Genomic DNA, 12,577 nt, shown 5'->3' on the forward strand with positions numbered 1-12,577 from the left:
CACTACGACGCAACGTCGCGCAATGCGTTGTCCCAGTCGCGCGCGAAGCGCTCGATGCCGAACCGCTCGCACGCGTCGCGCTTCGCCGCCGCGCCCCACTCGCGCGCGAGTTCCGGATCGCGGATCAGCATGCGCATCGCGTCGATCAGCACGTCGGGCCGCGTATCGGCGACACCATTCGAACCTGTCTTCACGAGCTGCGCCATCTCGGTCGTCGCGAGCGCGACGATCGGCAGCCCGATCATCATCGCCTCGATCACCGCGAGCCCGAGGCTCGTGTAGCGGATCGGATTGAAGAAGAACCGGTAGTGCGACAGGAACTGCGGCAGCGCCGGGTTCGGCACTTCCCCGATGCCGCCGAGGTCGGTCGAGCCCATCCCGACCAGATCGAGCGGTACGCTGTGGCGCACGACCTCGAACAGGTCCGCGCCGAGCCGCCGCCCGCGCCGCGCGAGGTTGTTCACGACCGTCACGCCCTTCGGCAGCGTGCCGCGATACTCGATGCCGTCGGGCAGCAGCACGCCATGCTCGATCACGCGCGTCGGCGTGACACCGTTGTCCCACATCAGCGCGTTGAACGGCGTCACGTGCACCAGCAACATGTTCGGGTCCTGCACCGGATGCAGCGTGTCGGTCGGATGCTCGCGCGGCGGATCGTGCTCGACGAACAGCGCGGGCAATGCCCGCTGCGCATCGCTCAGCAATCGCAGCCGGTCTTGCTCGTAGTGCCGGTGATGCTGGTACAGCACGCAGTCGAACTCGGTGTCGCGCACGCATTCGACGCTCACCTCGTGCACGTTGTCGCCCCACGGCAGATGCCCGACCCGACCCGCATAGCCGGGCGGATGCTGCGGCTTCGTCACGAGGTAGAAATCGTGCGGTGCCTGCGACAGGTAATACAGATAGTTGCCATGCACGTGCCAGGTGAGCACGCGCAACCGCTTACGTGACATGACGTCTCTCCTCCGCGAGCAGTTCGCCCGCCCGTTCCATCACGTCGTCGACGCCGATCGCGCTCGCGCATTCGTGCCCGTACGGGCAGGTGTCGAACATGCACGGCCGGCAAGCCGGGTAGTTCGCGATCACGCGATGACGGTCGGCATCGAGCGGCGCCCAGCGCGCCGTATCGCTGCCGCAGGCGACGACGATGCTCGGCGTACCGAGCGCCGCCGCGACATGCGACACGCCCGTGTCGTTGCACAGCAGCAGCCGCGCGCGACCGATCAGCGCGGCCAGCGCGCCGAGCGGCGTGCGTCCGCACAGGTTCACGCACGGTCGCCCGATCTGCTCGGCGAATGCGGCGGCCAGCGCGATTTCCGCGCGCGTGCCGGTCAGCACGATCTGCCAGCCTTCGGACGCGAGCTGCCGCGCGGCGCTCGCGAAACGCTCGACCGGCCAGCGCCGCGACGCCATCCGCGCGCCCGGATGGACGATCACGTAGCGGCCCGGATCGAGCGCGTGTTCTTCGCACAGCACATGCCAGAGCGCGTAGTCGAGGCCGCCGAGCGGGAATTCGAGGTAGTCGCCCCAGTCCGGATAGCCGAGCTTGCGCGTGAGCGACAGGCAGTGCGTGACCTCGGGCTCGCCGTCACGCCAGGGCACCTGACAGTCGAGCGCGGTCGTGCCGCCGTCGGCCGGCACGAAGCCGGCGGTGCGCGTTGCGCCGAGCGACGCGACGATCGCGTTGGTCTGCGCGCCGCTGCCGTGCAGCTGGATCGCGAGATCGAAGTCGCGCGCACGGCATTCCGCGACGAACGCCTCGCGCGCGGCTGCGTCGGCTTCCGGCTGCTCGCCGAGGCCCGGCGCGCCCGGAAACGCGATGAAGTTGTCGATGTAGTCGGAGAAGCGCGACGCGAATTCGCGCGCCCACGGCAACCCGATCAGCGTGATGCGCGCATCCGGTTCGCCGCGCCGCAGCGCGCGCAACGCCGGCACCGCGCACAGCATGTCGCCGAGCTGCAGCGCGCGAAATACCGCGATGCGGGTCGGGCCGGACGATGAAGCGGAATCGAACATCATAGGAAGAACACCCGGAAGTGAAGCGCGCCGCGCATGCGCCAGTACAGCGACACGGGCGGAATCGCGATCGACGTGACGATCATCTCGGCGACATGCGACGGCGTGAGCCGCGTGCCGCGCAGCCGCTTCGCGCAGAATGCGGCGGTGATTACGGCCCACGCGAGCGCGCACGCGATGCCCGCCGTGCGCCAGCCGGCCGCGAAACAGCCGATCGCGCCGAGCGCGAACAGCACGGCCGCGTAGTAGTTCCACGGCGGCATCGGCCGGATATGACGCCGGTAGGTCGTGCGATGCTTCTTGTACAGCAGCGCGTCGAAATACACCTTCGACTGCTGGCCGATGCTCGCGCCCCAGCGCGCGGGGCGCACCGGATGCACGATCCGCGCGGCGTCGACCTCGACGATCGGCCCCGCATGCTCGCGCAGCGCGAACATCAGGTCGGCGTCCTCGCGCCACGCGCGCGTGAAGCGTTCGTCGAAACCGCCGACGCGTTCGAGCGCCGCGCGCCGCACGAAGCAGTTCGCGGTCGCGAACTCCGCGTGCGCAAGGCCGGCCGCGTCGCGTTCGTAGTCGGTCGGACGCGGCCGCAGCGGCACGTCGATGCGCCCGGCCGCCGCGGCCGCCGACGGCTCGGCCTGCAGCGCGGCCGCGCCGTGGCGCAGCCAGGTCCGATCGGGAATCGTGTCGTCGTCGGTGAACGCGATCAGCGCGCCGCGCGCGCCGCGCCAGCCGACATTGCGCGCGCCGGCCGGGCCCTGCGTATCGGGCGCGGTCATGTAGCGGATTATCGGCACGTCGGCCACGCGCGTGCGGCACGCGTCGACGACGGCCCGCGCGCTGCCGGCCGGATCGTCGTCGACGACGACGATCTCGTAGGTCGTGGGATCGAACACCTGCACGCACAGCGCGTCGAGGCAGCGCTCGAGCAGGTCGGGCCGCCGGTAGGTCGGCACGACGACCGACACGACCGGCGGCAGTTGCGTGGCGCGCATGTTCATCTCGGCTTCTCCAGCAGGAACGAACCGATCACGAGCGCGTCGAGCGGCGACGTCCAGAAGCATTCGATCGCGTCGCGCGGCGAACAGACGATCGGCTCGCCGCGCGTGTTGAACGACGTGTTGACGAGCACCGGCACGCCGGTGAGCGCGTCGAACTCGGACAATAGCGCGTGCAGCAGCGGATGCTGCTGTTCGTCGACGGTCTGCACGCGCGCGGTGCCGTCGATGTGGCGCACCGCCGGAATCTTCGCTTCCGCGCCGGGCGCGACGTCGTACACGAACAGCATGAACGGCGCGCGCAGCGGCGTGCGTCGCCCGCCGATGAACCACTGATGCGCACGGCTTTCCAGCACGACCGGCGCGACCGGCCGGAAGTCCTCGCGATCCTTGATCCGGTTCAGCTTGCGCTGCATGTCCGGATCGATCGGCGAAGCGAGGATCGAACGGGCACCGAGCGCGCGCGGCCCGAACTCCATGCGGCCCTGGAACCAGCCGATCACGCGGTTCGCCGCGAGCAGCGCGGCCGTCTGCGCGGCGACGTCGGCGAGCCGCCGGTACGGCAGCTGCGCCTCCTTCAGGAACGCCTCGATCGCGTCGTCGCTGTACGACGGTCCGAGATACGCATGGTCCATCCGCCAGTCGCCGCGCATCCCGCGCATCCGGAAGTCGGTCCACAACGCGGCGCCGAGCGCGGTGCCCGCGTCGCCGGCGGCCGGCTGCACCCATACGTCGTCGAACGGCCCGCGATCGCGGATCTTCGCGTTCATCACGCAGTTCAGCGCGACGCCGCCCGCCATCGCGAGCTGCTTCTCGCCGCTCTCGGCGGCGAGCCAGTCGACCGCCTGCAACACCGTTTCCTCGAGCACCACCTGCAGCGCGTGCGCGATGTCGCAGTGATGCGGCTCGATCGGGCCGCCGCGCTCGCGCGGCGCGCCGAATCGCGCGGCCAGATCGGCTTCGACGACCTCGTAGCGGCCTTCGCCGTTGTAGCTCACCAGCCTGCGCATCTCGTCGGCGAGCACCGGCTTGCCGTACGACGCGAGCGCCATCACCTTGTACTCGTCGGACGAATGCAGGAAGCCGAGGTAGCGCGTCACGTGCTCGTACAGCAGGCCGAGCGAGTGCGGCAGGTTGATCTGCCCGAGCCGCCGGTAAGCCTGGCCGTCGAATACGCCGTAACTCGTGGTCGCGCGTTCGCCGCGCCCGTCGAGCGTCATCACCGCGCAGTGGTCGTACGGCGCGGCGAGAAACGCGCTCGCCTCATGCGCGAGATGGTGCTCGATGAAGTGCCAGCGAAACGGCCCGTCGTGCGCGACGCCGCGAAAGCGCCGCTGCAGGTGATGCGGCGCGCCGCCCGCGAGCTGGCGCGGCGCGTTCACGATCGACGACAGGAACAGCGGATGCCACGGCGACGCGCCATCGGCACGCGGCGCGTGCGCGGACGGCGCCAGCGGCAGCGTCAGCTCGGGCGTGTTGCCGTGCCGATCGAGTTCGAGCCACGGATCGTACGAATACGCGACATGGTCGACCTCGGCCAGCGTGATGTCGGCTTCCGCGAGACAGTAGTCGATCGCGTGATACGGCAGCTCCCACGTCGAAAACGGCACCGGCCGCTTCGCGTGCTTCACGTGCGTGAAGCGTTCCTCCTCGGCGGCGGCGAGCACGACGCCGTCGCGCACGAGGCACGCGGCGCTGTCGTGGAAAGCGGCGTTGATGCCGAGCGTGTAAGTGGAGTCGGGCATGCGTCAGCTCCTGGTGATGACGTGCGCGAAGGGAATCACGTTCGATGCGTTCGCGGCGACCGGCTCGACGCCGCGGACGGCGGCGCGCGCGGCCGCGCGTTGCGCATGGCGCTCGCTGCCGCGCAGCAGCGCGTGCGTCGCCGCGACGACGTCGTCGACGCTCACGCCGAGCAGGCACGGATGCCCCGGCTGGTTGCATACGCTGCGATAGCAGTTGCGACACGGCACATCGACGTTCAACGCGCGATGCGGCACACGCCACGGCGTGTGCTGGGGGTTGGTCAGTGCGTACAGATCGACGACCGGCGTGCCGAGCGCGGCCGCGAGATGCACGGGGCCGCTGTTGTTCGACAGCAGCAGGTCGGCCGTCTCGATCAGCGCGCCGAGCTCGCCGAGCGGCAGCGCGCCGGCGAGCGGCACCGCGCGCGGCCCCGCGCGTTCGCACACGGCCTCGACGAGCGGCCGCTCGTCCGCGCTGCCCGTCACCGCGATCCCGTCGAACAGCGGCGCGAGCCGCGCGGCCGCGGCGCCGAAGCGCTCGGCCGGCCAGCGCCGCGACGCCGCGCTCGCGCCGGGATGCACGACGAGCCAGCGCGCGCGCGCCGAGCCCGGCCGGCGCGGGCCGCCGATGCGCTCCAGCGCGGCGCGCAGCCGGGCGTGCAGCGCATCGCGCGCCGCGTCGCCGGGCTCGAACGCCATCCGCCAGTCGGAGGTCTTCGCGCCGATCGAGCGCACCAGCGCGAGCTGGCGCGCGACCTCGTGGCGCACGAACGATTCCGGCTCGAGTTCCGGCACGCGGTCGGTCAATAGTTCATACGGATTCTCGCGACAATGCGCGAGCCGTAGTGGGATGCCCGCGAGCCAGCACATCATCGCGGCCGGCAGCGGGCTCTGGCTATACACGGTGAAGATCACGGCCGCGTCGAAGTGGCCGGCCAACAGCCGGTCGATCATGTCGAGATCGACGACCGGATCGCCGCGGGCCTCCGGATGCTTGACCCAGGGCGCGTCATACGTCCACACGTCGTCGACCATCGGCAGATGCGGCGCGAGCGCGGCGCCGGTGCGCGAAGTCAGCAGCGTGAGCCGGCGGCCCTGCCCGCTCTCCTTCAGCGCGCGCAGCGCGGGCGTCGTCATCAGCACGTCGCCGAGGCTGTCGAGCCGCACGCACAGGATCCGGCGTGCACGATCCCACGCCGCGCTCATCGCCGCACCCACGAGCCGTGACGGCGCACGGCCTCGCGCACGACGATGTCGGCGGCGAGGTCGAGACGGGTGACCACGTGGAGCGGCGTGCGCGTGGCGTCGATCCGCCATTCGGTCTCGTTGCCGCAGTCGACCAGGATCGTGCCGCAGCGTGCGGCGCGGCCGGCCTCGACGTCATCGAGGATGTCGCCGATCATCCAGCTCCATTCGGCGACCGCGCCGAGCGTCGCGAGCGCACGGCGCAACATGCCGGGGCGCGGCTTGCGGCAAATGCAGTCGCAGGTGTAGCGCGGCACGCTGCCCGCCGGGTGATGCGGGCAGTAAAAAAAGTCCGCCAGCACCGCGCCGTTCGCTTCGAACAGTTCGGCGAGACGCTGGCGGACCGCGCCAAGCTCACGTTCGGTAAAGCGGCCGAGCGCGACGCCCGGCTGGTTCGACACGACCGCGATCGGCATGCCGGTCTCGCCGAGCGTGCGCAGCGCGCGCGCCGCGCCCGGCGCGAGTTTCATCCGCGCGGGATCGACGTTGTACGGCACGTTCTCGAGCAGCGTGCCGTCCTTGTCGAGCAGCACGGCGCCCGGCAGCCGCCGTTCGCGCTTCAGGGCCATGACGTCTCCTTCATCGGCAGCACCATCAGCTCCGGCACGACGGTGCCCGGCGGCTGCGTCAGCACGAACCGCACGGCGGCCGCGACGTGCTCCGGCGGCTGCAGCGTGTCCTCGTCGATGTCGGGGAAGCGGTCGAGCAGGAACGGCGTGCGCATCCCGCCCGCGACGATCGCCGACACGCTCACGCCGGCCGGTCGCAACTCCGCATGCAGCGCATGCGACAGCCCGAGCAGCCCCCACTTCGTCGCGTGATACGCGGACGCATTCGGCCACGCGCGCTTCGATGCTGTCGACGCGATGTTGACGATATGGCCGCTGCCGCGCGCCTTCATCATCGGCACCGCCGCGTGGCACATCAGATACGGGCCGAACAGGTTCGTCATCATCACCTGCTGCCACGCCGACACGCTCACGTCGTCGATCGGCGCGGTCACGTCGATCGCCGCGTTGTTGACGATCACGTCGAGATCGCCGAGCGCCTCGCGCGCGTCGTGTACCACCTGCAGCACCGACGCTTCGTCGCGCACGTCGAGTGGCCGTCCGACCGCCTGGCCGCCATGCCGCTCGAGTCGTTGCGCGACGGCCGCCGCGCGGTCGCCGTCGAGATCGGCGACGATCACGTGCGCGCCGTGTTGCGCCAGCTCCTCGCAGATGGCCTCGCCGAGGCCGCGGCCGCCGCCCGTCACGAGCGCGGTGCGTCCGGCAAGAGATTGGCGGGCGGGATCGTGAGTCGCGTTCACATGCACCTCCTGTATGCGTCCGAAGAATCGTCAGAATCGTGGCCGTGACACTTGTCGCGACAAGCGTCGGTACAGGGGTACAGCGAGAAGCATGCCCGTGGGCGCGCGCCCGTGCCGTGTCGGCGGGCGGCGCGCGGTCGCTGGCTTTTTTATAACGGGCTGTAAAAACGTGCCCGCGCGCCCGGGCTCAGATCGCGAGCGCGTCCGGCGTCGCCTGCGCGCGGTGCTTCGCGACCGCGCGCAGGCAATGCGCGATGCAGCCCGCGAACGCCTCGTCGAACCACGGTTGTGCGCCCGACACGCCGACCACGATCCCGTGCTGCGCGACACCGCCCCACAGGTTGGTGTCGCCCGCGCGCAGCCGGTACGGCTCCAGCGCCTGCACGACGTGGCCGTCGCGGCCGGTTTCCCACGACAGCCGCGCCTTCGCGCGTGCGTAGGCGCGATAGTCGGCATCCCAGTCCTTCGGGTCGGGCAGCGAGAACTCGTAGAGGATAGCGTCCTCGAATGTAGCGTCGCGCGGCCCCAGCGCCGGATCCATGATCACGATGTGCAGACAGCCGCTGTCGCCGACGAAGTCGCTCTGCAACGCGGCCGACAACGTCGGCAGCAGCAGCTCGACGGCCGCGACCGCGGCCTGGCGATCGGCGAACGCGCTACCGCCGCGGCGCTGGGTCAGGGTTTCGGGGGGCGTCGGATTCAGAAGGTTCGGCATGGAGTTCTCCGGAGGAAAACGCGAGCGCGCGCAGCGCCGCGATCAGGTCGTCCGCCGCGGCGGGCTTGGTCAGGTAAGCATGGAAACCCGCTTCGACCGCGCGGGTGCGGTCGCGTTCGCGCGCGTGGCCGGACAACGCGAGCGCCTCGAGCGGCGCGCGGCCGTCGCGCGGGCGTTCGGCATCGAGCTGGCGGACCCGGCGCATCACCGTGTAGCCGTCCTCCTCGTCGTCGCCGAGGTCGATGTCGCACACGAGCAGCGCCGGCCAGTCCGCGCGGCGCGCGTGCCACAGGTCGTCGAGCAGCGCCTGTCCGGACGCGAACGCGCGCACGTCCGCCCCGGCAAACTTCAGCAGCGCGGTGAGCGCCTCGCGCGCTTCGTCGTGATCGTCGACGCAGGCGATGCGCACGCCGTCGAGCGGTTTCGTCGGCACGGTTGCGCCGGCGCCGGCCGCCTGTAGCGATGCCGGCGCCACCGCGCACATCGGTAGCGACAGGTGCAACGTCACGCCGTGGTCGTCGCGCTCGCGCACGACGTAGCCGCCGGCGTCCTCGATCGTGTCCTGCAGCCGTTCGAGATCGAGCAGCGACAACTCCGGCGCCTCGACGCCCGCGCAGGTGATCGTGATGCGCGCTTCCGGGTCGTGGCGCGCGGTGCGCACCTCGACCTGCCCGCCGCCGCTCGCGTCGATCCCGCCGCGGCACAGCTCCCACACGAAGCGGCGCAGCGCGGCCGGATCCGCCTTCACGACGAGATCCTCGTTCGACAGTTCGCGAAATACCGGCACGCCGCGCCGGGCGGCCGCCTCCGCCAGCGAGTCGAGCACGTGCGCGACGAGCGGATTGATGCGCACCGGCTGCCGCGCGAATTTCGCTTCGGTGCGCTCCAGCTCGCGCTGCTTCGCCTGCAGCGACCACATCTGCGCATACACGCCGTCGCTCGCCAGCAGCTCGTCGTGCGTGCCCTGCTCGACGAGCCGGCCGTGCTCCATCACGAGGATCCGGTCGGCATCGACGATCGTCGACAGCCGGTGCGCGATGATCAGGCTCGTGCGGTGCCGCGCGACGCGCATCAGTTCCTGCTGGATCGCGCGCTCCGAGCGCGTGTCGAGCGCCGACGTCGCCTCGTCGAACACGACGATCGGCGGCGCCTTCAGCAGCGCACGCGCGATCGCGACGCGCTGCCGCTCGCCGCCCGACAGCCGCACGCCGCGCTCGCCGACGCGCGTGTCGTACGCATCGGGCAGCCGCTCGATGAACGTGTCGAGCTGCGCGCCGCGCGCAGCGGCGATCACGTCGCCGCGCGTCGCGTCGCGCCTGCCGTACGCGATGTTGTAGGCCAGCGTGTCGTTGAACAGGATCGTGTCCTGCGGAACGATGCCGAGCGCATCGCGCAGGCTGCGCTCGGTCACGAGCCGCAGGTCCTGCCCGTCGATCCGGATCGTGCCGGCATCGGGCTGGTACAGCCGGAACAGCAGCCGCGCGAGCGTCGACTTCCCCGAGCCGCTGCCGCCGACCACCGCGATCGATTGCCCCGGCTCGATGCGAAACGATACGTCCCACAGAATCTGCCGGCTCGGCTCGTAGCTGAAGTCGACATGCTCGAACTCGATCGCGCCGCCGCGCACCGCGAGCGGCTGCGCGCCGGGCGCATCGCCGTCCTCGCCCGGCAGGCCGCGCGCATCGAGCAGCCCGAACAGGCGCTCGATGTTGGTCATCGCGTCGTTCGCCTCGCGGAACACGAAGCCGAGCGCGTTCAGCGGCAGGCTGATCTGGATGATGTACGCGTTGATCAGCACGAGATCACCGACCGTCATCGCGCCGCGCGCGACATACTGGCCAGCGAGCAGCATCACCGCCGCGATGCCCGCGCCGATGCACGCGCTCTGCCCGATATGCAGCGTCGACAGCGCGTACTGGTTCTCGACGCCGGCCTCGCGCCAGTCGTCGAGCACGCGTTCGAGCCGGCTGCGCTCGACGTCCTCGCGCGCGAAGTACTTGACGGTATCGACGTTGAGCAGGCTGTCGACCACGCGCGAGTTCGATTCGGCCTCGAGCGCGTTCACGCGGCGCTGGTAGCGCGTGCGCCGGCGGGTGAACACGGTCGTATACGCCGCGTAGACCGCGAACGTGACGAGGATGATCGCGGTGAAGCCGCCGCCGTACTTGCTGATCACGATCACCAGCACCGAACCGATCTCGATCGCGGTCGGCACGATCGTGAACACCGCGACGCCGAGCAGATACGCGATGCCGACCGTGCCTTTCTCGAGATCGCGCACGACCATGCCGGTCTCGCGCTGCGAATGAAAGCGCGCGCCGAGCCGGTGCAGATGGCCGAACGTGCGCACGGTAAACGACGCGACCGTGTGCTGCGTGACCTGCACGAAGGTCATGTCGCGCACTTCGTTCAGCGCGTTCGCCGCGAAGCGCACGACCGCATACGCAAACAGCAGCAGCACCGGCAGCGCGATCGGCTGGCCGGCCGCGCGGCCGAATCCGTCGACGATATCCTTCAGCAGCAGCGGCACCGATACGGCCGCCGCCTTCGCGAGCACCAGCAGCACGATCGCGGCGAACACGCGCGTGCGGTAATGCCGGATCGCGCGCCACAGCTCGAGCGCGATGCGCATACGCAAACCGCGCACGTCGTGGTCGCGGTTGTCGCGGGAATCGCGGCGGTCATGGCGCGCGCCGTTGCCGCGTGGGTCGCGGCCGTCGCGCGCCAGCTCGTCGGTGCCGGCCGTCATGCGCGCGAGGCCTGGGTCCGTGGTCGGGTCGTCCCGCGCATCGGCCGTCAATGGTGCGATTCGCGGTCGCGGCCGGTGCCGCTGCCCGGTTCGGGGTCGCGCACGGCGGGCTGCGTCGGCGTGACGGTGCGTTGGGACGGATGCAGCACCGTGCCCGGTTGGTGTTCATCGTCGTTGCGGCGCACCCGCACGCGGTTCTCGACGTCGCGCACGCACATGCAGCCGTCGGCGATGTCCTCGATGTCGTGCTTCATCCAGCGCGACGGCACGGTGCCGTCCAGTTCGACGCGGCCGTCGCGCACTTGCACGGTGACGTCGCTCACGTCGATGTCGAGCGCGTGCGCGAGCCGCTCGCAGACGTCCTCGCGAATGCGCTCGTCCGAGCGCGTATAGCCTTTCGGGCCACGGCGCTGGCGCATGGCCTCGCGTTGCGCCTCGGTACGGCGCGGATCGTATGGATCGCGCGGATCATGGTCGCGCTCGCCGCCGTACCCGCCCAGCCGGTAATGCTCGCGGAACCCCGGCTGATCGCCGCCATACCGGCCTTCGCGCCCTTCGCGGCCTTCCCGCCCCTCCCCACCTTCCATGCGACGACCGCGGCTGCCGTAGCCGCGCTCGGCTTCCCACTCCGGATCGCGCGACCCGCCCGGCGCGTCGCGCCAGTCGCCGACGTCGCCCGGACGCCGCTCGGCCGACGTGCGCGCCGAGCGTTCGCTCCATTCGCTGCCCCAGTCTTCCGGGCCGACGTTCTCGCTCGCGAAGCGCCGGTACGCGGATTCATAGTCGGCGTCGTGCCGCCGGGTTTCGTCGCCGCGAAAGTCGCGCTCGCCGCCCCGGTACGCACGTTCGCCGCGTTCCTGCCAGTCGGGCGGCCCGCTGCGTTCGGCTTGCCGTCCCGGATATCGTCGTTGCATCGTGTCCTCCTTGCGCGCCCCAGTGCCGCGCACGGCTCCATGCCACAGCGCGGCGCGCGTCGTTCGGTCGGTTGCAAATCGCGTGCCGCGTTCGTGGCAAGGCCCGACACGGCGACGCGGGTTGGTGACTCGACGCGGCTCGTCGGTTTACGCCGCCCCCGGCTTCTCCGTGTTCTTGAGCGAGCTCCGGTCAAACGCCGGTGGCCGGCCCCGGCTGCCGCCCCTATCTGCAACGCGATTGCAGTTTTTGCGCGGAACCGCGCCGTATCGGGCCCTATGCGCCACCGGTGCCCGGGCCTGTCGGCTCGTCCGGGTCCTCAAGGCCGCCGGCCTCATCGAATCGTTCGGTGCGGTCCGGCTCGATATCCGCGGCGTCCTCGAGCCCCGCATCGCCGTCCGCGGATGCGCGTTCGCCGGTGCCCGCCCGGTCCGTATCGCTGTCGAGCGCCGCGTCGCCGCGCTCCAGCGCGTGCTCGTCGAGCGGCGAATCGATATCGAACGGATGGCGCCGCGCGCCGGCCGTATCGCTGCCGCTGTCGGACGAGTCGCTCGGCCCCAGCGCGCGGCCGTCGCGCCCGCGCGACGCGTTCTCGTCGTCCGGGCCGACCGGCTCGTTGTCGGGATTCAGTGTACTGTTCATGTCGATGTCCTCGTGTTCCGCCGGGCCGCAGGACCGCCTGCGTGCCCGATGCGCCCGTGTAGCGCGGGTCGGACCACGACGCAATCGGCATGCCGCGTCTGTGGCGATCGGGCGGCCGGCAGCCCGATCGGCCGCGTCATTCAATACGCGGCATGCACAATGCGCACCCATTGATCAGGTGAATCGGGTTCCCGTATGCTTTCGAGCGACTCAATCCGGTTCGAATCGCCGCCGCCGGTCCCGCCA

General features: G+C 70.7%; 11 protein-coding genes. All 11 read right to left on the reverse strand.

The window, feature by feature from the left end:
- Positions 1 to 2 precede the first annotated feature (2 nt).
- Positions 3 to 953 carry a glycosyltransferase gene (locus BAMB_RS28160; RefSeq protein ID WP_011660549.1) on the reverse strand — a complete coding sequence of 317 codons (951 nt, stop codon included), beginning with the start codon at positions 951 to 953 and terminating at the stop codon, positions 3 to 5.
- Entirely contained in the window at positions 943 to 2,019 is a 1,077-nt protein-coding gene (locus tag BAMB_RS28165) for a glycosyltransferase family 9 protein (RefSeq protein ID WP_011660550.1), read from the reverse strand. Before BAMB_RS28165 ends, BAMB_RS28160 begins: the two co-directional genes overlap by 11 nt.
- Positions 2,016 to 3,017, reverse strand: a complete 1,002-nt coding sequence (locus BAMB_RS28170) for a glycosyltransferase family 2 protein (protein WP_011660551.1) — start codon at positions 3,015 to 3,017, stop codon at positions 2,016 to 2,018. The genes BAMB_RS28165 and BAMB_RS28170 overlap by 4 nt, the downstream gene beginning before the upstream one ends.
- Positions 3,014 to 4,759, reverse strand: coding sequence for a carbamoyltransferase family protein (locus BAMB_RS28175; protein WP_011660552.1), 1,746 nt, complete (start codon positions 4,757 to 4,759; stop codon positions 3,014 to 3,016). The genes BAMB_RS28170 and BAMB_RS28175 overlap by 4 nt, the downstream gene beginning before the upstream one ends.
- A gap of 3 nt (positions 4,760 to 4,762) precedes the next feature.
- Positions 4,763 to 5,965: a glycosyltransferase family 9 protein gene (locus tag BAMB_RS28180; protein WP_011660553.1), complete on the reverse strand. Its 1,203-nt coding sequence runs from the start codon at positions 5,963 to 5,965 to the stop codon at positions 4,763 to 4,765.
- The gene (locus BAMB_RS28185) at positions 5,962 to 6,573 is read right to left on the reverse strand and encodes a D-glycero-alpha-D-manno-heptose-1,7-bisphosphate 7-phosphatase (protein ID WP_011660554.1); all 612 of its coding nucleotides are present in this window, start codon (positions 6,571 to 6,573) and stop codon (positions 5,962 to 5,964) included. Before BAMB_RS28185 ends, BAMB_RS28180 begins: the two co-directional genes overlap by 4 nt.
- The gene (locus BAMB_RS28190; protein ID WP_041491852.1) at positions 6,564 to 7,313 is read right to left on the reverse strand and encodes an SDR family oxidoreductase; all 750 of its coding nucleotides are present in this window, start codon (positions 7,311 to 7,313) and stop codon (positions 6,564 to 6,566) included. Before BAMB_RS28190 ends, BAMB_RS28185 begins: the two co-directional genes overlap by 10 nt.
- A gap of 187 nt (positions 7,314 to 7,500) precedes the next feature.
- Positions 7,501 to 8,028, reverse strand: a complete 528-nt coding sequence (locus tag BAMB_RS28195; RefSeq protein WP_041491747.1) for a hypothetical protein — start codon at positions 8,026 to 8,028, stop codon at positions 7,501 to 7,503.
- Positions 7,970 to 10,777, reverse strand: coding sequence for an ABC transporter transmembrane domain-containing protein (locus BAMB_RS28200; protein ID WP_011660557.1), 2,808 nt, complete (start codon positions 10,775 to 10,777; stop codon positions 7,970 to 7,972). Before BAMB_RS28200 ends, BAMB_RS28195 begins: the two co-directional genes overlap by 59 nt.
- Before the next feature lie 47 nt (positions 10,778 to 10,824).
- Positions 10,825 to 11,691, reverse strand: coding sequence for a BON domain-containing protein (locus tag BAMB_RS28205; protein ID WP_011660558.1), 867 nt, complete (start codon positions 11,689 to 11,691; stop codon positions 10,825 to 10,827).
- A gap of 274 nt (positions 11,692 to 11,965) precedes the next feature.
- A complete protein-coding gene (locus BAMB_RS28210; protein WP_011660559.1) occupies positions 11,966 to 12,331 on the reverse strand; it encodes a hypothetical protein in 366 nt (121 codons plus the stop codon).
- Positions 12,332 to 12,577 lie beyond the last annotated feature (246 nt).

The sequence above is a fragment of the Burkholderia ambifaria AMMD genome (genome assembly GCF_000203915.1).
Lineage (GTDB): Bacteria > Pseudomonadota > Gammaproteobacteria > Burkholderiales > Burkholderiaceae > Burkholderia > Burkholderia ambifaria.

Excerpts from the sequence above, each read along its gene's own strand:
- BAMB_RS28195 (WP_041491747.1), bottom strand. The coding sequence starts at position 8,028 with ATGCCGAACCTTCTGAATCCGACGCCCCCCGAAACCCTGACCCAGCGC.
- BAMB_RS28210 (WP_011660559.1), bottom strand. The coding sequence starts at position 12,331 with ATGAACAGTACACTGAATCCCGACAACGAGCCGGTCGGCCCGGACGAC.
- BAMB_RS28165 (WP_011660550.1), bottom strand. The coding sequence starts at position 2,019 with ATGATGTTCGATTCCGCTTCATCGTCCGGCCCGACCCGCATCGCGGTA.
- BAMB_RS28175 (WP_011660552.1), bottom strand. The coding sequence starts at position 4,759 with ATGCCCGACTCCACTTACACGCTCGGCATCAACGCCGCTTTCCACGAC.
- BAMB_RS28185 (WP_011660554.1), bottom strand. The coding sequence starts at position 6,573 with ATGGCCCTGAAGCGCGAACGGCGGCTGCCGGGCGCCGTGCTGCTCGAC.
- BAMB_RS28200 (WP_011660557.1), bottom strand. The coding sequence starts at position 10,777 with ATGACGGCCGGCACCGACGAGCTGGCGCGCGACGGCCGCGACCCACGC.
- BAMB_RS28205 (WP_011660558.1), bottom strand. The coding sequence starts at position 11,691 with ATGCAACGACGATATCCGGGACGGCAAGCCGAACGCAGCGGGCCGCCC.
- BAMB_RS28160 (WP_011660549.1), bottom strand. The coding sequence starts at position 953 with ATGTCACGTAAGCGGTTGCGCGTGCTCACCTGGCACGTGCATGGCAAC.
- BAMB_RS28180 (WP_011660553.1), bottom strand. The coding sequence starts at position 5,965 with ATGAGCGCGGCGTGGGATCGTGCACGCCGGATCCTGTGCGTGCGGCTC.
- BAMB_RS28170 (WP_011660551.1), bottom strand. The coding sequence starts at position 3,017 with ATGAACATGCGCGCCACGCAACTGCCGCCGGTCGTGTCGGTCGTCGTG.